Raw genomic sequence first — 19326 nt, forward strand, 5'->3', positions numbered from 1 at the left:
CTAGCCGAACCGCGACACGAACTCCTCCGCCACCGCCACCACCCGCGCGCGATCGGACTCCACCAACCCGATGCGGGTCCGCCGGTCCAGGATGTCGGAGACTTCGAGCGCGCCCTCGTGGGTGATCGCGTACTCGAACTCCGCCCGGGTGACGTCGATGCCGTCGGCGACCGGCTCGGTCGGGCGCTTGCAGGTGGCGGTGGCGACGACCTTGGCCGCCTCGGCCCCGTACCGCTGCACCAGCGATACCGGCAACCCGGCGACCGGACCCGCGCCGGCCGCCCCGGGGTTGGCGGGCGCCCCGATCAGTGGCAGGTCGTGGGTCTGGCACTTCGCGGCACGCAGGTGCCGCAGTCTGATGGCGCGATCCAGCACGTCTTGCGCCATGTAGCGGTATTCGGTCAGCTTGCCGCCGATCACGCTGACGATCCCGGACGCCGACTCCACCACGGCGTGTTCGCGGGAGACGTCGGCGGTGCGACCCTCGCCGGTGTCGATCAGCGGCCGTAGTCCCGCGTAGGCGCCGATGACGTCGGCCGGGCCGAGCGCGACCCCCAGGGCGGTGTTGACCGTGTCCAATAGGAACGCGATCTCGTCCGCAGACGGGGTGGGCACGTCCGGGATCGGTCCGGGAGCGGCTTCGTCGGTCAGCCCCAGGTAGACCCGCCCCAGCTGCTCGGGCATGGCGAACACGAACCGATTGAGCTCACCCGGAATCGGAATCGTCAGCGCCGCAGTGGGATTGCCGAACGCGCCGGAGTCGAACACCAGATGGGTGCCGCGGCTGGGCCGCAGCCGCAACAGGCCGTCGATCTCGGCCGCCCACACCCCGGCCGCGTTGATGACCGCACCGGCCGAAACGTCGAACGACTCCCCCGTGCGCCGGTCGGTCAACCGCACCGAGGTGCCGGTGGCCTGCGACGCCGCCACGTAGGTCAGGATCCGGGCGCCGTGCTGCGCCGCGGTGCGCGCGACCGCGGTGACCAGTCGGGCGTCGTCGATCAACTGCCCGTCGTAGGCCAGCAGGCCCCCGTCCAGGCCGTCACGCCGAACGGTGGGCGCCATCTGCACGACGCGCTCGGGCCCGATTCGGCGCGACCGAGGCAAGGTCGATGACGGCGTGCCCGCAAGCATGCGCAACGCATCGCCGGCCAGGAACCCGGCGCGCACCAGTGCGCGTTTGCCCCGGCCCATGGACGGAAGCAGCGGAACCAGTTGCGGCATCGCATGGACGAGATGGGGGGCGTTGCGGGTCATCAGGATTCCGCGTTCGACGGCGCTGCGCCGCGCGATGCCCACGTTGCCGCTCGCCAGGTAGCGCAGACCACCGTGGACCAGTTTGGAACTCCAGCGGCTGGTGCCGAAGGCCAGGTCGTGCTTTTCCACCAGCGCCACCCGCAGCCCTCGCGACGCCGCATCCAGGGCGATACCGGCGCCGGTGATGCCGCCGCCGATCACGAGGACGTCCAACGGCTCGCCCTCGGCGAGCGCCGTCAGGTCGGCCGTGCGGCGGGCGGCGTTCAGCGCGGTGGGGTCGGGTATCACGACAGGTATCCGTTCAGCGAGTAGGCGAGTTCGCCGGCCAGCGTGTCGGCATCGAGGATCGGTTCGACGATCTGCGCCGACTGAATCGTCGACTGGGCGATCAGCAACACCATGGTCGCCATCTGGACGGGGTCGCCGGCGCGGACGCTGCCGTTGCGCTGGGCCGCTCGCAGCCGGGCGGCCAGGGCGTCGATCAGCATGTGCTGGCTGGTGCCGAGGCGTTCGGTGATGTAGATCGGCGCGAGCTCCGAGTGCAGCACCGACATGACGAGCCGGTCCCGGCGCAGCAGGTTGGCCACCGTAACTATTTGTTGCACAAGCGATTCCCGGTCATCACCGAGCAGCGGCGCGTCGCGCATCACCTCGGTGACGTGTCGGGTCAGCAGCGCCGCCACGATCGATTGCGTGTCCGGCCAGCGCCGGTACACCGTGGGCCTGCTGACGCCGGCCCGTCGCGCGATTTCGGCCAGGGTCACGCGATCCACCCCGAAATCGACCACACAGCTGGCTGCTGCCGCGAGGATGCGCTCCCCCGTGTCCACCTGAGCGCGTGCGTTACTGATTGACAGCATGTGTAATACTGTAACGCATGACGCAACCCGAGGACCTCCTCCCCCCGATGAAATGGAACGCGTGGGGTGATCCCGCCGCGGCCAAGCCGCTCTCCGAGGGGATCCGGGCGCTGCTGAAACAGGCCGTGGGCGTAGAGGATTCCGCCGCGGCCGAACTCGAACCCGATCAGGTGCGCCTGCGCCCGTCGGCATTGTCGGAGGCGGACCGCGAGGCGCTGGCCGAGATCGTCGGCGCGGCGTACTGCCGCACTGACGACCGGGATCGCTTGCTGCACGCCGGCGGCAAGTCCACGATCGACCTGCTCCGCCGCAAAGACTCGGGGGTGCAGGACGCACCCGACGCCGTCCTGCTGCCCGGCGATGACGAGGCCGTCGCCGCGGTCCTGCGCTATTGCTCCGAGCACCGCATCGCCGTCGTTCCGTTCGGCGGCGGAACCAGCGTGGTCGGCGGTTTGGATCCCATCCGCGGCGAGTTCGACGCCGTGGTGTCCCTCGATCTGCGCCGCTTCGACCAACTGATCTCGCTCGACGAAGTGTCCGGCCAAGCCGAGTTCGGGGCCGGCGTCACCGGGCCGGACGCGGAGCGTTTGCTTGGCGCCCAAGGATTTTCACTCGGACATTTTCCGCAGAGCTTCGAATACGCGACCATCGGCGGCTTCGCCGCGACCCGCTCGTCCGGACAGGACTCGGCCGGCTACGGCCGGTTCAACGACATGGTCCGCGGACTGCGCGCGGTCACCCCGGTGGGCACCATGGATCTGGGCCGCGCACCTGAGTCCGCCGCGGGCCCCGACCTGCGCCAGCTGATGATCGGCTCCGAGGGCGCCTTCGGAGTCATCACCCGGGTGCGGCTGCGCGTGCACCGGTCCCCGGAAGCCGTCCGCTACGAAGCCTGGTCCTTCCCCGACTTCGAGACCGGGGCCGCGGCCCTGCGCGCCGTCACCCAAACTGCCACCGGCCCCACCGTCATCCGGCTCTCCGACGAGGCCGAGACCGGGGTCAACCTGGCAACCACCGAGGCCATCGGCGAAAGCCAGATCACCGGCGGCTGCCTGGGCATCACCGTGTTCGAAGGCACCAAGGAGCACGTCGAGAGCCGGCATGCCGAAACCAGCGCTCTGCTGGCGGCGCGGGGCGCAACGTCGCTGGGCGAAGCGCCGGCGCGGGCCTGGGAGCGTGGCCGGTACGGCGCGCCGTATCTGCGCGACTCGCTGCTGTCCGCGGGCGCGCTCTGCGAGACGCTCGAGACCGCCACCGACTGGTCCAACATTCCGGCGCTCAAAGCCGCTGTGACGCAAGCGCTTACCGATGCGTTGGCCGAGACCGGCACACCGGCGCTGGTGATGTGCCACATCTCGCACGTCTACCCCACCGGCGCGTCGTTGTACTTCACCGTCGTCGCCGGGCAGCGCGGCAACCCGCTCGAACAATGGAAGGCCGCGAAGAAGGCCGCGTGTGACGCGATCATGGCCACCGGCGGAACCGTCACCCACCACCATGCGGTCGGGGCCGACCACCGGCCCTGGATGCGGGACGAGGTGGGCGAGCTGGGGGTGCAAGTCCTGCGCGCGGTCAAGGCGACCCTGGACCCCGGCGGAATCCTCAACCCCGGCAAGCTGATTCCATGACTCGGTGCGAGATTCAGAAGGTGATCGCGCTGACCAACCCCGTGTCGGGGCACGGCGCGGCGATCCGGGCGGCACAGCTCGCGATCGCGCGGCTGCACCACCGCGGAGTGGAGGTCGTCGAAATCATCGGCGACGACGCGCAAGACGCGCGATACCTGGTGAGCGCGGCGCTCGAGAAGGGTGCCGACGCGGTGATGGTGACGGGCGGTGACGGCGTCGTCTCCAACGCGCTGCAAGTGCTCGCGGGCACCGATGTTCCGCTGGGCATCGTGGCGGCGGGGACTGGTAACGACCACGCCCGCGAATTCGGGCTCCCCACAAAGGATCCGGAAGCCGCGGCGGACATCATCGTCGACGGCTTTGCGGAAACCATCGATCTGGGCCGGATACGCGACAGCGACGGGGCTTCCAAGTGGTTCGGCACGGTGGCCGCCACCGGATTCGACTCCCTGGTCACCGACCGGGCCAACCGGATGAGCTGGCCGCACGGGCGGCTGCGGTACTACCTCGCGATGCTCGCCGAGCTATCGCAGCTGCGGCTCTTGCCGTTTCGCATGGTGCTGGACGGGACCCGAGAGATCGATGCCGACATCACGCTGGCGGCCTTCGGCAACACCCGCAGCTATGGCGGGGGCATGCTGATCTGTCCCCATGCCGATCACACCGACGGCCTACTCGACATCACCATGGTGCACTCGGCGTCGCGGACGAAGCTGGTCCGCCTGTTCCCCACCGTGATGAAAGGCACCCACATCAACCTCGACGACGTGAGCACGACGCGCGCCCAAACGGTCCACGTCGAGTGCCCCGGTATCAACGTCTACGCCGACGGCGACTTCGCCTGCGCGCTACCCGCCGAGATCACCGCGGTTCCGCGCGCGCTCCGGATCCTGCGCCGGGGCTGAAGACCATTAGCGGCTCTTCGAATTTGATATCGCGGGCGATATCAAATTTGGACGTCGCCCATTGCTCTCCAGAGGCGGACACGGCGGTGGGGTTGCGGCCGTGCGATAGCCGACGCGCCTAGCCGACGCCCCGGTTGAGCCAGCTCACCTCGCCGACCTCGCCGCCGTCGCGGTACGCCTCGAGGGCGTCGTCCCACGCCGTTCCCAGGACCGTGTCCAGCTCGGCGGCCAGGGTGTCGGCGCCGTGCACCATCAGCGCCCGCAGCCGCATTTCCCCGACCATGACGTCGCCGTTGGCGCTCATCGCGCCGCTCCACAGGCCGAGCTGCGGGGTGTGGCTGAACCGATGGCCGTCGACTCCGGGGCTGGGGTCCTCGGTGACCTCGAACCGCAGCACCGACCAAGAGCGCAGGGCGTTGGCCAGCCGGGCGCCGGTGCCCACGGGCCCGACCCAGTTGGTGACCGCGCGCAGCTGTCCGGGCATGGCCGGCTGCGGCGTCCATGTGAGGTTGGCCTTCGACCCAAGGGTCGACGACAACGCCCACTCGACATGCGGGCATACCGCCGCCGGCGAGGCATGCACGTACACCACGCCAGTCGTCACGTCGGCGAATTGATTCGACGCACGCATATCCTGCTCCTTCGGTTCCGCGAGGGACGTCTTCCCCAACGACCTGGCGGGACCTGGCAAGCAGGATGTCTAACTTTTTGTGTGTCGTGCGTGTCTATTGTGCCCTGTGATACCCGTGTTGCGCTAGTGTGCATTTCCCTTCAGCTGTATTCGGCTATCACGGCGTCGGAAATCGCCGGCCACGGCTGCAGCGCCCACTCCCCGAAATCGCGGTTGGTGAGGGCTACCAGCGCAAGGTCCCGTTCGGGATCTGCCCAGATGAAACCACCTGCCTGGCCGAAATGGCCGTAGGTTCGCGGCGAGTTGCGGGCGCCGGTCCAGTGCGGCGATTTCGCGTCCCTGATCTCGAAACCCAGCCCCCAGTCGTTGGGCCGCTGGACGCCGTAGCCCGGCAACACGCCGTCCAGGCCGGGAAATTGCACCGTCGTGGCCTCGGTGTGCAGTTGGGCCGAGACCGTCGCCGGGCGCAGCAGGTCCCCGGCGAATACCGCCAGGTCAGCCACCGTGGACGTCGCCCCGAACCCGGCGGCCGGCGCGCCGCCGTCCAGCCGGGTGGCCGCCATGCCCAGGGGCTGGCAGACCGCCTCGGCCAGGTAGCGGCCGAATTCGATCCCCGATTCGCGCTCCACGGTCTGGGCCAGCACGGTGAAGCCGTGGTTGGAGTAGATGCGCCGCGTTGCGGGGGCGGCCAGCACGTGATCGTTGTGCAGGGCCAGGCCTGACGCGTGCGCCAGCAGGTGCCGGATGGTGGCTCCGGGCGGTCCGGCGGCGGTTTCCAGGTCGACGACGCCCTCTTCGACGGCGACGTGCACGGCCCGGGCCACCAGCGGCTTGGTCACCGATGCCAGCTCGAACACCCGCTTGGTGTCGCCGTGGCTGGTCAGCACCCCGTCGGGTCCGATCACCGCCGCGGCGGCGGCCTCGACCGGCCAGTCGGCTAGAGCGTCGAGGGCCCCCATCACTTCCAGGCGATGTAGTAGTTGTTGATCGGGTCGGACTCGATCTCCGCCACCCGCACGTCGCCGAACCCGGCGTCGGCCAGCATCGCGGTGGCCAGCTGTGTCCCCCAGGCGGTGCCCAGCCCGGCGCCGTCCAGCGCCAGCGACACCGTCATGCAGTGCATCAGCGAGGTGGTGTACAGGTAGGTGCTCATCGGAATGCCGACGTTGTCCTCGAGCCGGCTCGATGCCTTGATGTCGGCCATCAGCAGGACGCCGCCGGGCCGCAGGGCGCGGTGGATGTTCTCCAGCACCCGGGCCGGCTGGGCCTGGTCGTGGATGGCATCGAACACCGTGATGACGTCGTAGGCGTCCGACTTGTCCAGCTGCGCCAGGTTGTGGCTTTCGAAGGTCGCGTTCGCCAGGCCGAGGTCGGCCGCCTCGCGGGCGCCGACGGCGATCGCCTCGTCGGAGAAGTCGATGCCGGTGAACTGGCTGGCCGGGAACGCCCGTGCCATCACGTTGATCGCGTGGCCGCTGCCGCAGCCGAAGTCCGCCACGTCGGCCCCGGAGCGCAGGCGTTCGACGAGGCCGTCGACCAGTGGCAGCACAGTGTCGACGAGCGCGTTGTCGTACACCACACCGCTCTGCTCGGCCATCAGCGCGTGGAAGCGGGGGAACTCGCTGTAGTGCAGCCCGCCGCCGTCGCGGAAGCAGCCGATGATTTTCTGTTCGACTTCGGCGAGCAGCGGGACGAACAGGGTCACCAGGGCCAGGTTGTCGGGGCCGGCCGCACGGGTCAGCACGCCGGCGCGGTGCGCGGGCAGCGAGTAGGTGGCGGCGTCGGCGTCGTAGTCCACGACGCGCGCGGTCGTCATGCCGGCCAACCACTCCCGCACGTAGCGCTCGTTGAGGCCGGCCGCTTCGGCGATCTGCGCGCTGGTGGCCGGCGCCAGGCCGGCCATCGTGTCGAGCAGGCCGGTCTGGTGCCCGATGCTCAGCAGCAGCGTCAGGCTGGCGCCGTCGATGGCCGCGGCGATTCGTTCGCTGAATTCCTCGGATGTTTCGGAGGCGGTCCCGGATGATGCCGTCACGCCCTGCGACGCTACACCCGGCGCATGGGTGGACGGGCGGATGCGAAGTGTATGGCGGTCGCCAGTAGGTTGGTGGCCATGAGTCAGACAGTGCGCGGCGTGATTTCACGAAAGAAGGGCGAACCCGTCGAACTCGTCGACATCGTCGTCCCGGACCCCGGGCCCGGCGAGGCCCTGATCGACGTCATCGCCTGCGGGGTGTGCCACACCGACCTGACCTACCGGGAGGGCGGCATCAACGACGAATACCCCTTCCTGCTCGGCCACGAGGCAGCCGGGCGGGTCGAGGCGGTCGGCCCCGGCGTGACCGTGGTCGAGCCGGGCGACTTCGTGATCCTGAACTGGCGGGCCGTCTGCGGCCAGTGCCGGGCCTGCAAGCGCGGCCGCCCGCACCTATGTTTCGACACCTTCAACGCGGCGCAAAAGATGACGCTGACCGACGGCACGGAACTGACGCCCGCGCTGGGCATCGGGGCGTTCGCCGACAAGACGCTGGTGCACGCCGGTCAGTGCACCAAGGTCGATCCCGCCGCCGACCCGGCCGTCGCGGGCCTGCTCGGCTGCGGGCTGATGGCCGGCATCGGCGCGGCGATCAACACCGGCGGCGTCACCCGCGACGACACGGTCGCGGTGATCGGCTGTGGCGGCGTCGGCGATGCCGCGATCGCCGGTGCCGCGCTGGTCGGGGCCAGGCGGATCATCGCGGTGGACACCGACGACACCAAACTGGACTGGGCCCGCAAGTTCGGCGCCACCCACACCATCAACGCCCGCCAGGCCGATGTCGTCGAGGCGATCCAGGACCTCACCGACGGGTTCGGGGTCAACGTGGCGATCGACGCCGTCGGCCGGCCCGAAACCTGGAAGCAGGCCTTCTATGCCCGCGACCTCGCGGGAACCGTTGTGCTGGTGGGGGTTCCAACGCCCGACATGAAGCTCGACATGCCGCTGATCGACTTCTTCAGCCACGGCGGGGCGCTGAAGTCGTCGTGGTACGGCGATTGCCTGCCCGAACGTGACTTCCCCACTTTGATCGACCTGTACCTGCAGGGCCGGCTGCCCCTGGAGCAGTTTGTTTCCGAGCGCATCGGGTTAAACGATGTCGAGGAGGCTTTTCATAAGATGCACGGGGGCAAGGTGTTGCGTTCGGTGGTGGTGCTCTGATGGTGACCATCGATCGGGTGGTGACCCACGGCACCTTCGAACTCGACGGCGGCAGTTGGGAAGTCGACAACAACATCTGGCTGATCGGCGACAACTCCAATGTCGTGGTGTTCGACGCCGCCCACGACGCGGCCCCGATCGTCGAGGCCGTGGGTGGCCGCCATGTAGTGGCGGTGGTGTGCACGCACGGTCACAACGACCACGTGACCGTCGCGCCGGAACTCGGCAAGACGCTCGACGCGCCGGTGCTGCTGCATCCGGCCGACGAGGTGCTATGGCGAATGACCCACCCCGACAGTGACTTTCGCTCCATTTCCGACGGCGAGACGCTGAGCGTGGGAGGGACGGAGCTGCGGGCACTGCACACCCCGGGCCACTCCCCCGGATCGGTGTGTTGGTACTCCCATGACCTGGGCGTCGTGTTCAGCGGCGACACCCTGTTCTCCGGCGGCCCGGGCGCGACCGGACGCTCGTATTCGGATTTCCCGACGATCCTGCAGTCCATCTCCGAGCGGCTGGGCAAGCTGCCCGGCGAGACGGTGGTGCACACCGGCCATGGCGACAGCACCACCATCGGCGACGAGATCGTGCACTACGAGGAGTGGGTGGCCCGCGGACACTGAGGTTCGAGTGCCTTGCCGAGTCACATCGGTCACATGAGTACCGGTTTGCCGACCACCATGCGACCGCTGAATCCGATATCACCGGTGATATCGGATTCGAAAGTCGTCAATTGGTCCAAAACGGGCGCTAATGCCCCTCGAGGACCCGGCGCTTTTCGTCCTCGAACTCCCGCTGAGTCAGCGCTCCGGAATCGCGTAGCGCACCAAGTGTTTTGAGCCGCTCCAGGCGGACACCCTCGTCGCTCGGTTCGTGCGCCGCAGAAACGACGGGCGCCTGGTAGTAGGGATTCGCCGCCACCACCGCCCTGCGGCGGGTGCGCCCCAGCCACCAGCCCGACAGCACCGAACCGACGAGCCCCACCACGAAGGTGGCGACGAACAGCCACACCCAGAAGCCCGCGGAACTCTTGTGCCCGAAGGCCAGTCGCGGATCGATATATCCGTTGACCTGCCCGTCGGTAATGATGTTGTAAGTGCCGCTCGAGGCAATACGAGCCACCCACACCCGCACGTGCGCGTCGTTGTTCACCGTCGTCGTGGTCCCGATGCTTTCGGTCACCACGGGCTGCGCGACGCCTTCTGGCGGCGCGATCGTGACCCCCAGCGGCGGCACCGGCAGTCCGCGATCCGGGCCGCTGATGACGACGGTGTGCAGGCTGACGGTGACATCACCGGCGGGCAGGTAGAGGCTGCCCGAGCCGGGGACCGGCACCTCGCCGTAGGCGTTGTATTTGTCCAGAAAGAACGCGTTGAGCACCAGGGCGGCGACGAAGCCGCCCACCGATACGACCATCATCGCGATGGCAGCGGCCAGCGAAATCTTGGCGAGCCGTCTGCTGCTCATCCAGGCAGTCTGGCACCGCGAGCCGTGCGGTGCCACAGCAAAAGAGCAAACCCACCAAACCCGCCCAGGATGGCGAACGCCGCCATCGGCACCCAGTCCCCGAGCCGTTGGTACGGCGTGTCAACCGATGCCAGCGGCACGTCGACCACGACCGCACCGCGGAAGTCCGACGGGCACCATGCCAGCCGGCGCCCGCGTGAATCGAAAGCCGCGCTGTCGCCGGACAATCCGGCATGCACCGCTGGCCGGCCCGCCTCGACGGCGCGCACCGCGGCCTGGGCGGCCAGCTGCGGCTGCGCCCAACTGCCCTGGAACGACGAGGTGGAACTCTGATACACCAGTAGGTCGGCGCCGAGCCGCGCCTCCCGCCGCGCCAGGTCGGAGAAGATGGTCTCGTAGCTGACCAACGGGCCGATGGAAAGGGTGCCCGCGTGCAGCACCACCGGCCCCGTTCCCGGCTGGCGGTCCTCGGCGGCGGCCTTGCTGTGGCGGGTGATCCAGCCGAAAAGCGGTCGCAGCGGGACGTATTCGCCGAACGGCACCAACCGGGTCTTGCGGTAGCTGCCCACCGATCCGCGCGGTCCGATGAGCACGGCCGACTTGGAGATGCCCCCACCCGCTGCGCGCGCGTCGACGTTGACGAGCAGGTCGGCGCCCACCCGCCGAGACAGCTCGGCGAGCCGGGCCAGCACCTCGGGGTGGTTGTCGAGGTCCTGCCCCACGCTGCTTTCGCCCCACACCACCAGGTCCGGCCGCCGGCCGTCGAGCGTGGCGGTCAGCGCCTCGCTGGCCGCTTGGCGGGCGGCGGAGTCGGCAATATCGCCGGGCTGGACCAGTGCCACGCGCACCGTCGGGCCGTCGGTCGGGGCCGGGCCCATCAGATACCAGGCGGGGCCCACCGCCGCGCACACCACGAAAACGACCAGCGCGCCCACCCCCCGGTGCACGATCACGCCGACCAGAGCGGTATTGGCCGCAACCAGAAGGAAACTCGTCAGCCACACCCCGCCCAGCGACGCCGAGGCCAGCGTGACGGGCTGGCTGGATTGCGACGCACCCAGCGACGCCCACGAGCCGCCCAGCGCCGGCCAGGACCGCACCACTTCGGCGGCCACCCACGCGCTGGGCAATACCACCACGGCGGCCGCTGTTCGCCCGATCCCGGCGTGCGCCGACAACAATCGGTGCGCCAACCACCCCCACGGCAGCCACAGTGCAGCGAAGCCGGCGGCCAGCACCACCAGCAACGGGCCGATGTAGGCCAGCAGCCAGTACTGGGTGGTCAGCACGAACCCGCCGACGCCGCAGCAGGCCCGCACGGATGCGGCCCACGGCGTCGGCGCGTCGCGCACCACCAAGAGAAACGGGACCAGGCCGAACCAGGCCAGCCACCACCACGACGGCGCGGGAAACGCCAGTGCGGGGAGCGCACCGACGACCAACGCCACTAGCCAACCGGGAATGCGTCGCGGCATGCTGACCAGAATGCCGCCCGATCCGAAGGAGTGATACACATGGCCAACGATCTCGTCGCCACGGTGCCTGACCTGTCGGGCAAGCTGGCAATCGTCACCGGCGCCAACAGCGGTCTGGGGTTCGGCCTGGCCCGCCGCCTCGCGGCCGCGGGCGCCGACGTCGTCATGGCGATTCGCAATCGCGCCAAGGGCGAGGAGGCGATCGAGGAAATCCGCAAGACGGTGCCCGACGCCAAGCTGACCATCAAGTCGCTGGACCTGTCGTCGCTGGCCGCGGTCGCTGCGCTGGGTGAACAACTCAACGCCGAGGGGCGCCCGATCGACATCCTGATCAACAACGCCGGCGTTATGACGCCGCCGGAGCGCGACACCACGGCCGACGGTTTCGAATTGCAGTTCGGCAGTAACCATCTCGGGCACTTCGCCTTGACCGGACACGTGCTGCCGCTGCTGCGCGCCGCCCAGGGTGCGCGCGTCGTCTCGCTGAGCAGCGTGGCGGCCCGCCAAAGCGGCAAGATCCATTTCGACGATCCGAATTTCGAGAAGTCCTATGCGGCCATGTCGGCGTATGGCCAGTCCAAGTTGGCGGTGCTGATGTTCGCCCTCGAGCTCGACCGGCGCAGCCGCGCGGGCGGTTGGGGCGTCATGTCCAACGCCGCACACCCCGGCCTGACCAAGACCAACCTGCAGATCGCCGGACCCTCGCACGGCCGTGAAAAGCCCGCGTTGATGGAGCGGCTGTACAAGGCGTCCTGGCGCTTCACGCCGTTTTTGTGGCAGGAGATCGACGAAGGAATCCTCCCGGCGCTGTACGCGGCCGCCGCGCCACACGCCCAAGGCGGCGCGTTCTACGGGCCCCGAGGGTTCCAAGAGCTGGCCGGCGGCGGGGTGCGGCTGGCCAAGGTGCCCGAGCCCGCCCGCAACGAGGCTGACTGCCAACGACTTTGGGAGCTTTCCGAGCAACTCACGGGCGTCAGCTACCCGAAGCCGAGCTGACGACTATCGTTGGGACATGCGGCCTGAGCCCCGGATGCCCGAATCGAGCATTGTCGTTCGGCCGGAGCCCGCTTACACGCAGTCGTCGCGGCTGCAGGCCGCCGGGTTGGCGCCGGCCATCGCGTTGTTCGAGCGGGCCGCCGAGCAGGTAGCGCTGCCCAAGCCTCCGCAGCCCATCGTCATCGCCGACTATGGCGCCGCCAACGGGCACAATTCACTCAAACCGATGTCGGCGGCGATTGCGGTGCTGCGCCGCCGCACCCGTCACGACCACGCAATCCTGGTGGCGCACACCGACATACCGGACAACGACTTCTCGGCGCTGTTTCACACTTTGTCCGACGACCCCGAGAGCTACCTGCACCTGGACTCGGCGACCTTCGCGTCGTCGATCGGCCGCTCGTTCTACGACCAGATCGTGCCGTCCACGACGGTCAACCTCGGCTGGTCATCGTGGGCGACGCAGTGGCTGAGCACGATGCCCGGCGAAATACACGACCACGTGCACATCACCTACAGCAACGACGACGCGGCGCGCGCGGCATACGCCCATCAGGCGGGCCTGGACTGGCTCAACTTCGTGGCGTTCCGCGGCCGCGAACTGGCCCCCGATGGTCGGCTGGTGGTGATGACGATCGCCCTCGACGAGGACGGCACGTCCGGATTCCCGACGCTGCTCGACGCGATGCTCGCGGCGCTACGTGAGCACGTCCGCGACGGCCTGCTGCGCCAGGATGAGGCGCGCCGCATGACCATCCCCACATTTGCCCGCGGCGAGAAGGACTTTCGCGCCCCGTTCGCGCCGAGCGGGCGCTTCGAGGGCCTGTCGATCGACCATCTCGAGATGTTCAACGCCGAGGACCGATTCTGGGTCCGATTCCAGGCGGACCACGACGCCGAGGCCTTCGGGGCGCAGTGGGCGGCCTTCGCCCGCGCGGCGTTGTTCCCCGCCCTGGTGCGCGGGCTCGACGGCGGCGTCCACGACGCCCGGGCCGGGGAATTCGTCGACCAACTGGAGCGGGCGGTCGCGGCGCGGCTGTCAAGCGCACCAGAGCCGATGCGGATTCCGCTGGCACTGGTCGAGCTGGTCAAGCGCGAACGATCCCGCTGATGAGAGTTTCGACACAACACCGCAACGGGTAACCCTCTGAAGATCGCAACCTGCGATTGCGAGGGGGTTTGAGCATGAGCGTGCAGGACGATAAGTCGGCTGACCACGACACCGATCAGAAGCTGACGGAAAAGCCGGAGCCGGACGAAGGGCACAAAGAGAAGGCCGCCGAGATGATGGAGGCCTACAAAGAAAAGCCCACCATCGTGCTGCCCGGCACCGGCGGAAGCGTTTCGGGCACCGCGGTCAACGAATGGTTGGACGAGGACGGCAATCCCAAGCACGAAGTGCCCGACGGGGCCGGCTCCGACGAGCAAACGAAAGCCGACGATTCCCGCGACGAACAGGCTTTGCAAGACCAGATCGAGAAGGACAAGGCCCTCAACGAGCAACTCAAAGAGGCCGCGACCGCGGAGAACAAGGGCGAAAAGCGTTGACCTATTGGGTCGTTCCGAGCTGAGGCAATTGGGGGACGCCGCGAATGCCTAAGTCGCCCCCGATCCCTTGAATGATCTGATTGACCCGGTCCAGCCCCGGGATGGGTTCGTTGAGACCGGGAACCGACGGAATGAGCGGCGCCTCCGGGATCCGTGGGATCGCCGGACGTACAGGCGCGGCCGCGAGGGGCGGCGCCTGCTGCGGTTTCGCTGACGGGACGCTGGTCGACGGCGTCTCGGTGTTGGCGGGTGGGTTGGTATCCGTGGTTGACGGCGGCGGAGCCTCTTCGGTGGGTGGGGGCGGCTGGGCCGTCGCGGTGTTGGCGGGCGGCGCGGGAACCGGGCTGCTGGTCACCGGCGTCGTCGCCGATTTGTTCGCCGAGTGCAGGCCGATCATGACGGCAGTCCCCACGAGAAGCACCGCCGCCGCCGCGCCGACGATGGCCGCCATCACCGGCAGCCGAAACATGCGGCGCTTGCGCTTCGGACTCGCCGACTCCCCTTGCGCGTCGTTGCTGGTGACCCGCGATTGGTTGCCGGTCTGCGACCAGGCCCGCACGGCCATGGCGCCCGCGGCCGGGGCCGCCCGGGCCGTCGCGGTCTCCTCCGCCGAGCGGATGTCCGGAATGGCCCGCACCGGCGCCTGCGCGGTCGCCGTGACGGGCGCGGAGGGCGCCAAAGCCGACGCCGTCGTCAAGGTCTCGCCCGGCCCGTGCGCCGCCCGCAGTGCGGCACCGGTGGCCGCCGTCAGCTGCGGGCGCGGCGTGGTGATGACCGGGACGCGGAAGTACTGCGACAGGGTGGTGGTGGTCGCCGGGATGTTCCCTCCGCCACCGGCGGAGACGACGGCAACCAAGTCTTGGATCCCATTGCGCGCCAACGCACTTTCCAGCACCGCCACGAACCTGTCCAGCGGTGTGCGGATCGCCTCGTCGAGCTCGTCGCGGGTGACGCGGATTTCGCCCGTCAGCCCGTCCGTCAGCGTGGTCGCCGTGTTCGAAGACAGCTCTTCCTTGGCGATTCGGCAGGCGGTCCGCAGCCGGCTCAGCGAGCCGATCGCCACGGTGCCAGACGGGTCGAAGGAAGCGGTGCTCGGCATGTTGGAGATGACGGCGCTCAGCAGCGCCTGATCGATCAGGTCGCCGGAGAAATCGTGCAGGCGCACGGTCGGGGCCAGTGCCTGGTAGTCGCCGTCGGCGCGCATGAACGTGATGTTGGTGCCGCTGCCGCCGAAGTCGCACACCGCCACGGTGCCGCTGCGCGGTATGCCCGGGTTGGTTCGCACGGCGAGCAGCGTCGCCGCGGCGTCGGGAATCAGCAGCAGGGGCCGCGCACGGTTGGACCATTCGGCCACCGAACTCAGCGCGGTGCCCACGGCGTCGACCGCCGGGGATGCCCAGTGGGCGGGATAGGTGACGGCGACGCTCTCGGGCAGGGGCCGCCCGTTGGTGACCGCATAGGCCAGCGCGCGCATCGCGTCGGCAATCAATTCCTCGCTGCGGTGCACCGAGCCGTCGGCCGCCACGATGCCCCGCGGGTCGGAGACCCGATTCACAAACCCGGTCAGCACCAGGCCGGGCTGATTGAGCCGCGGGTTTTCTGCGGGGATGCCGACCTCCGGCGCGCGCTCCGGGTAGAGCGTCAGGACCGGTTTGCGGGTGATGGCCTGGCCGGCGGCGACCGCCGCCAGGTTGGTAGCCCCGATCGACAAGCCCAGCGCGGTCCCTGCTCCATTGGCCATCTGTCCCAACCCCAACTTCAGCAACTCGCAACCCGGCTAGCCGTTATTGTGCCGCCGGAACCTGTACCGCGTCTTAGCGGCACCTAGGTGCCCGCTGTGCGAAGGGTCAGCGAATATTGCCCGCCCCGGCGATCAGCGGCAGGTCGAGCGGCGTGACCCAGCCCGGCCGCAGGTCGTTGACGGCCGGCACGGCGTTGAGGGCCCGCATCCCGGTCGCCAGGCACCCGGCCGTCGCCGCGTCGCGCCCCGAACCGTCGGTGAACCGGAACGCGGTTTCCTGGAAGACGCTCGGCGTGCCCTCGATCTCCACCCGGTAGACGTCGTTGTCGTGGCCGGAGGGCCAGTCGGGGGCGGCGTCGAGGCCGATGCGGTTGACGTGTTCGAGCTGAATCCTGGTGTCGCCTTTGTAGATTCCGTTGATGGTGAACCGCACAGCGGCGACGTGCCCGGGCTTGATGACGCCCTTGACGGTGTTGCGCTCGGTGGGCGTCACCCACTTGTCCCACGTGGTGGTGATCTCGTCGAGCATGATGCCGGCCGCGTGGGCGATCATCGGGACGGTGGCGCCCCACGCGAAGATCAACATGTTGGAGTCTTCCAGCAGCGGGCTGTACTCGGGCTCGCGGCCGATGCCCATCTCGACTTCGTAATCGCCTTCGTAGTTGGTGTAGTCGAGCAGTTCGGAGGCGCGCACCCGGCGCACCTCCGAACACAGGCCCATCAGCGTCATCGGGAACAGGTCGTTGGCGAAGCCCGGGTCGATGCCGGTGGTGAAGCAGGACGACTGCCCCAGCTCGCAGGCTTCGGTGATGGGCGCGATCCAGTTCGGCGGGTTGAGGTGCATCGTCGGCCACACCCACGGGGTCATCGCCGTCGAGCACACGTCGATGCCGGCCCGCAGGAAGCGGGTGATCAGCGCGATGTTGTCCTTGGCGTGCATCGCCGTGGGGCCATAGTGCACCAGCGCGTCGGGCTTCAGCCTGATCAGGGTGTCGATGTCGTCGGTGGCGAGTATGCCCGTCGGCTCGGGCAGGCCGCAGATGTCGCCGACGTCGCGCCCGACCTTGTCGGGGTTGCTGACGCCGACGCCCACCAACTCGAACAGCGGATGCTTGACGATCTCGGCGATCACCATCTTGCCGACGAAGCCGGTGCCCCAGACCACCACACGTTTTGAGCCGTGTTCCGACATACTCACCTTCCCGTACCCGCCCCCGTGCGACTCACACTAGAGCGGCTCGGCTTCGTCTGGGCGGAAAGCTTCCGTTGCACCGCGCGTGATGACACGATGCAAAGCATGACGAAGCATCTCGCCGCACCCGCGCTGCTGTTCGCCGTTGGTATCGGGTTTGCCGACGCCAGCGGCGTGGCCCACGCGATCCCCCAGATGCCCCAGGCACGCTACGAGGTGACCGGTGCCGGCGTCGCGCAGTACATCTCGTACCAGACCGACGCCGGCCAGCTGCACCAGGTGAATGCGCCGCTGCCCTGGTCGACGGAATTCACCTCGTTCGGGGGCCAGGTGTTCGTGGTCAGCGCGCAGGGGGTGGGCCCGATCCGCTGCCGGATCCTGCTCGACGGCAACGTGGTCGCCGATGCGCAATCGGCCGGCGGCAGGACCGTCTGTGCGCACTAACGGTTCACACTCCGCAGGAGGTCCTCGGTGAGTCTCAAGACGGGTATCGCGACACGGACGAACGGGGCGCCGCCGCCCGAGGTCCCTCTCTCCCACATCCACCTGGAATCGCTGGACTTCTGGGGTCTCGACGACGACTTCCGAGACGGCGCCTTCGCCACCCTGCGCCGCGAGGCCCCCATCTCGTTCTGGCCCGCGATCGAGATGGAGGGATTCGTGGCGGGCGACGGGTATTGGTCACTCACCAAACACGACGACGTTCACTTCGCCAGCCGTCATCCGGAGATCTTCAGCAGCACCCCGAACATCACGGTCAACGACAACGCGCCGGAGATCGCCGAATACTTCGGCTCGATGATCGTGCTCGACGATCCGCGACACCAACGGCTGCGCTCGATCGTCAGCCGGGCGTTCACCCCGAAGGTGGTGGCGCGCATCGAGGCCTCGGTGCGCGAGCGGGCCCGCCGGCTGGTCGCGTCGCTGATCACCAATCACCCCAACGGGGAAGCCGATCTGGTCACCGAGCTCGCCGGGCCGCTGCCGCTGCAGATCATCTGCGACATGATGGGGATCCCCGAGGACGACCATCAGCGGATCTTCCACTGGACCAACGTGATTCTCGGGTTCGGCGACCCCGACCTGACGACCGATTTCGACGAATTCCTCAAGATCTCGATGGACATCGGCGCGTACGCCACCGAGCTCGCCGAAGACCGCCGCGTCAATCACCACGACGACCTGACCACCAGCCTGGTCGAAGCCGAGGTCGACGGCGAACGGCTAACGTCGGCGGAGATTGCGTCCTTCTTCATCCTGCTGGTGGTGGCGGGCAACGAGACGACGCGCAACGCGATCAGCCACGGCGTGCTGGCTTTGTCCCGCTACCCCGACGAGCGGGACAAGTGGTGGTCCAACTTCGACCGGCTGGCGCCCACCGCGGTCGAGGAGATCGTGCGGTGGGCCTCGCCGGTGGTCTACATGCGGCGGACCCTGACCCGCGACTTCAAGCTGAGCGGCACCAAGATGGCGGAGGGCGACAAGGCCGTGCTGTGGTACAACTCGGCCAACCGCGACGAGTCAACGTTCGCCAATCCCTGGCTTTTCGACCTGGCGCGCACCCCCAACCCGCACTTCGGTTTCGGCGGCGGCGGGGCGCATTTCTGCCTGGGCGCCAACCTCGCTCGCCGCGAGATCCGGGTCTTGTTCGACGAATTGCGCCGCGAGATTCCCGACATCGTCGCGATCGAGGAACCCGCGCGGCTGCTGTCGCAATTCATCCACGGCATCAAGGCCCTGCCGGTCGCCTGGACCCCGCCTCGGGGGTAGCGCCCCCCTTTCCGCGAGCAGACGCAAAATCGCATCGTGCGACGCTAGGTTGTGCGAGGTTGCGTCTGCTCGCGCGGTTTATCGTCACAGCATGACGATTCCCGCGTTTCCGCCCGCGGAGGTGCTGACCGCGCGCCAGAAGCTGGTACTCGACCACTTCCACGACGAGGTCCGCCAGGCCTGGGACGACGTGCTGTCGACCTTCCCGCATCCGCGCTACGAGCTGATCCCGCAGATGCTGGTGCACGACGGCGAGGTCGCGGTGCGCGACTACTACACCTACACGCGGACCGCGTTTCCCGACCAGGACCACGAGATCATCGCGCTGCGGCACAGCGCCGACGCGGTGATCGTCGAGTTCTGGCTGATGGGCACCCACCTTGGTTACCTGGGCAAGGTCCCGCCCACCGGCAGCCGATTCCGGGTCCGCATGACCGCCTATTTCGTGTTCGACGATACCGAAACGCTTGTGTGCGAACGCATTTACTTCGACACGCTGACCATGATCAAACAGCTCCTGGGCGGGCTGGACATGAAGAAGCCGGCCAACTGGCTGCTGGCCGCGCGCTGCGCGCGCGGGTTCCTGTCGATGTCGTCGGAGAAGCCGGACCCGGCCCTGACGAATACCGTGCCACCGACATTCCCGAGTGCCTAAACTGC

18 protein-coding genes and 1 pseudogene are annotated in these 19326 nt (G+C 68.5%); 10 read left to right on the forward strand and 9 right to left on the reverse strand.

Annotated features, from left to right (window positions below):
* Together AWC17_RS12135 and AWC17_RS12140 are read right to left on the reverse strand one after the other, a co-directional pair.
* The gene (locus AWC17_RS12135; protein WP_046184104.1) at nt 1–1545 is read right to left on the reverse strand and encodes a glycerol-3-phosphate dehydrogenase/oxidase; all 1545 of its coding nucleotides are present in this window, start codon (nt 1543–1545) and stop codon (nt 1–3) included.
* The gene (locus tag AWC17_RS12140) at nt 1542–2117 is read right to left on the reverse strand and encodes a TetR/AcrR family transcriptional regulator (RefSeq protein ID WP_046184105.1); all 576 of its coding nucleotides are present in this window, start codon (nt 2115–2117) and stop codon (nt 1542–1544) included. Before AWC17_RS12140 ends, AWC17_RS12135 begins: the two co-directional genes overlap by 4 nt.
* 47 nt (nt 2118–2164) lie before the next feature.
* Here AWC17_RS12140 and AWC17_RS12145 point away from each other — a divergent pair, with 47 nt between their 5' ends.
* The gene (locus AWC17_RS12145) at nt 2165–3745 is read left to right on the forward strand and encodes an FAD-binding oxidoreductase (protein WP_141224606.1); all 1581 of its coding nucleotides are present in this window, start codon (nt 2165–2167) and stop codon (nt 3743–3745) included.
* The gene (locus tag AWC17_RS12150) at nt 3742–4650 is read left to right on the forward strand and encodes a diacylglycerol kinase (protein ID WP_046184107.1); all 909 of its coding nucleotides are present in this window, start codon (nt 3742–3744) and stop codon (nt 4648–4650) included. Before AWC17_RS12145 ends, AWC17_RS12150 begins: the two co-directional genes overlap by 4 nt.
* Nucleotides 4651–4768: 118 nt before the next feature.
* Here the strand turns inward: AWC17_RS12150 and AWC17_RS12155 are convergent, their stop codons facing one another.
* From AWC17_RS12155 to AWC17_RS12165, 3 genes are all read right to left on the reverse strand, one after another.
* Nucleotides 4769–5281, reverse strand: a complete 513-nt coding sequence (locus AWC17_RS12155) for a DUF3145 domain-containing protein (RefSeq protein WP_046184108.1) — start codon at nt 5279–5281, stop codon at nt 4769–4771.
* 140 nt (nt 5282–5421) lie between these two features.
* Nucleotides 5422–6240: a serine hydrolase domain-containing protein gene (locus tag AWC17_RS12160; RefSeq protein ID WP_046184109.1), complete on the reverse strand. Its 819-nt coding sequence runs from the start codon at nt 6238–6240 to the stop codon at nt 5422–5424.
* Entirely contained in the window at nt 6240–7313 is a 1074-nt protein-coding gene (locus AWC17_RS12165; protein ID WP_046184110.1) for a class I SAM-dependent methyltransferase, read from the reverse strand. The genes AWC17_RS12160 and AWC17_RS12165 overlap by 1 nt, the downstream gene beginning before the upstream one ends.
* 78 nt (nt 7314–7391) lie before the next feature.
* On the opposite strand from AWC17_RS12165, the gene AWC17_RS12170 reads away from it, so the two are divergent.
* The gene (locus tag AWC17_RS12170) at nt 7392–8477 is read left to right on the forward strand and encodes an S-(hydroxymethyl)mycothiol dehydrogenase (RefSeq protein ID WP_046184111.1); all 1086 of its coding nucleotides are present in this window, start codon (nt 7392–7394) and stop codon (nt 8475–8477) included.
* Nucleotides 8477–9100, forward strand: a complete 624-nt coding sequence (locus AWC17_RS12175; RefSeq protein ID WP_046184112.1) for an MBL fold metallo-hydrolase — start codon at nt 8477–8479, stop codon at nt 9098–9100. Before AWC17_RS12170 ends, AWC17_RS12175 begins: the two co-directional genes overlap by 1 nt.
* A gap of 127 nt (nt 9101–9227) precedes the next feature.
* On the opposite strand, the gene AWC17_RS12180 is transcribed toward AWC17_RS12175, so the two are convergent.
* Nucleotides 9228–9944: an SHOCT domain-containing protein gene (locus AWC17_RS12180; protein WP_046184113.1), complete on the reverse strand. Its 717-nt coding sequence runs from the start codon at nt 9942–9944 to the stop codon at nt 9228–9230.
* Nucleotides 9940–11419: pseudogene (gene lnt / locus AWC17_RS12185) on the reverse strand (apolipoprotein N-acyltransferase); the annotation flags it as partial. The gene AWC17_RS12180 and the pseudogene lnt, both read right to left, overlap by 5 nt.
* A gap of 39 nt (nt 11420–11458) precedes the next feature.
* Between lnt and AWC17_RS12190 the strand changes: the two are divergent.
* The 3 genes from AWC17_RS12190 to AWC17_RS12200 all read left to right on the forward strand — a co-directional run bounded on the left by AWC17_RS12190 (nt 11459) and on the right by AWC17_RS12200 (nt 13963).
* Entirely contained in the window at nt 11459–12415 is a 957-nt protein-coding gene (locus AWC17_RS12190; protein ID WP_046186996.1) for an SDR family oxidoreductase, read from the forward strand.
* Between the two features lie 16 nt (nt 12416–12431).
* Entirely contained in the window at nt 12432–13526 is a 1095-nt protein-coding gene (locus AWC17_RS12195) for a class I SAM-dependent methyltransferase (RefSeq protein ID WP_085164682.1), read from the forward strand.
* 74 nt (nt 13527–13600) lie between these two features.
* Nucleotides 13601–13963 carry a hypothetical protein gene (locus tag AWC17_RS12200; RefSeq protein WP_046187370.1) on the forward strand — a complete coding sequence of 121 codons (363 nt, stop codon included), beginning with the start codon at nt 13601–13603 and terminating at the stop codon, nt 13961–13963.
* A 1-nt stretch (nt 13964) separates the two neighbouring features.
* Here the strand turns inward: AWC17_RS12200 and AWC17_RS12205 are convergent, their stop codons facing one another.
* Nucleotides 13965–15704 (reverse strand): Hsp70 family protein, encoded by a 1740-nt coding sequence (locus tag AWC17_RS12205; RefSeq protein ID WP_085164684.1) that lies wholly within the window; start codon nt 15702–15704, stop codon nt 13965–13967.
* A gap of 106 nt (nt 15705–15810) precedes the next feature.
* Nucleotides 15811–16896: an NAD(P)H-dependent amine dehydrogenase family protein gene (locus AWC17_RS12210; RefSeq protein WP_046185909.1), complete on the reverse strand. Its 1086-nt coding sequence runs from the start codon at nt 16894–16896 to the stop codon at nt 15811–15813.
* 105 nt (nt 16897–17001) lie between these two features.
* Here AWC17_RS12210 and AWC17_RS12215 point away from each other — a divergent pair, with 105 nt between their 5' ends.
* The 3 genes from AWC17_RS12215 to AWC17_RS12225 all read left to right on the forward strand — a co-directional run bounded on the left by AWC17_RS12215 (nt 17002) and on the right by AWC17_RS12225 (nt 19321).
* On the forward strand, nt 17002–17340 hold the full coding sequence (locus AWC17_RS12215) for an MmpS family transport accessory protein (RefSeq protein WP_197083483.1): 339 nt from the start codon (nt 17002–17004) through the stop codon (nt 17338–17340).
* Nucleotides 17341–17367: 27 nt separating this feature from the next.
* A complete protein-coding gene (locus tag AWC17_RS12220) occupies nt 17368–18666 on the forward strand; it encodes a cytochrome P450 (RefSeq protein WP_046185908.1) in 1299 nt (432 codons plus the stop codon).
* A 91-nt stretch (nt 18667–18757) separates the two neighbouring features.
* On the forward strand, nt 18758–19321 hold the full coding sequence (locus AWC17_RS12225; protein WP_046185907.1) for an ester cyclase: 564 nt from the start codon (nt 18758–18760) through the stop codon (nt 19319–19321).
* Nucleotides 19322–19326 lie beyond the last annotated feature (5 nt).

This window comes from Mycobacterium nebraskense (genome assembly GCF_002102255.1).
In the GTDB taxonomy this organism is placed as follows: Bacteria; Actinomycetota; Actinomycetes; order Mycobacteriales; family Mycobacteriaceae; genus Mycobacterium; species Mycobacterium nebraskense.

Excerpts from the sequence above, each read along its gene's own strand:
- AWC17_RS12200 (WP_046187370.1), top strand. The coding sequence starts at position 13,601 with ATGAGCGTGCAGGACGATAAGTCGGCTGACCACGACACCGATCAGAAG.
- AWC17_RS12155 (WP_046184108.1), bottom strand. The coding sequence starts at position 5,281 with ATGCGTGCGTCGAATCAATTCGCCGACGTGACGACTGGCGTGGTGTAC.
- AWC17_RS12205 (WP_085164684.1), bottom strand. The coding sequence starts at position 15,704 with ATGGCCAATGGAGCAGGGACCGCGCTGGGCTTGTCGATCGGGGCTACC.
- AWC17_RS12140 (WP_046184105.1), bottom strand. The coding sequence starts at position 2,117 with ATGCTGTCAATCAGTAACGCACGCGCTCAGGTGGACACGGGGGAGCGC.
- AWC17_RS12190 (WP_046186996.1), top strand. The coding sequence starts at position 11,459 with ATGGCCAACGATCTCGTCGCCACGGTGCCTGACCTGTCGGGCAAGCTG.
- AWC17_RS12160 (WP_046184109.1), bottom strand. The coding sequence starts at position 6,240 with ATGGGGGCCCTCGACGCTCTAGCCGACTGGCCGGTCGAGGCCGCCGCC.
- AWC17_RS12170 (WP_046184111.1), top strand. The coding sequence starts at position 7,392 with ATGAGTCAGACAGTGCGCGGCGTGATTTCACGAAAGAAGGGCGAACCC.
- AWC17_RS12225 (WP_046185907.1), top strand. The coding sequence starts at position 18,758 with ATGACGATTCCCGCGTTTCCGCCCGCGGAGGTGCTGACCGCGCGCCAG.
- AWC17_RS12145 (WP_141224606.1), top strand. The coding sequence starts at position 2,165 with ATGAAATGGAACGCGTGGGGTGATCCCGCCGCGGCCAAGCCGCTCTCC.
- AWC17_RS12175 (WP_046184112.1), top strand. The coding sequence starts at position 8,477 with ATGGTGACCATCGATCGGGTGGTGACCCACGGCACCTTCGAACTCGAC.
- AWC17_RS12195 (WP_085164682.1), top strand. The coding sequence starts at position 12,432 with ATGCGGCCTGAGCCCCGGATGCCCGAATCGAGCATTGTCGTTCGGCCG.
- AWC17_RS12150 (WP_046184107.1), top strand. The coding sequence starts at position 3,742 with ATGACTCGGTGCGAGATTCAGAAGGTGATCGCGCTGACCAACCCCGTG.
- AWC17_RS12215 (WP_197083483.1), top strand. The coding sequence starts at position 17,002 with ATGACGAAGCATCTCGCCGCACCCGCGCTGCTGTTCGCCGTTGGTATC.
- AWC17_RS12180 (WP_046184113.1), bottom strand. The coding sequence starts at position 9,944 with ATGAGCAGCAGACGGCTCGCCAAGATTTCGCTGGCCGCTGCCATCGCG.
- AWC17_RS12210 (WP_046185909.1), bottom strand. The coding sequence starts at position 16,896 with ATGTCGGAACACGGCTCAAAACGTGTGGTGGTCTGGGGCACCGGCTTC.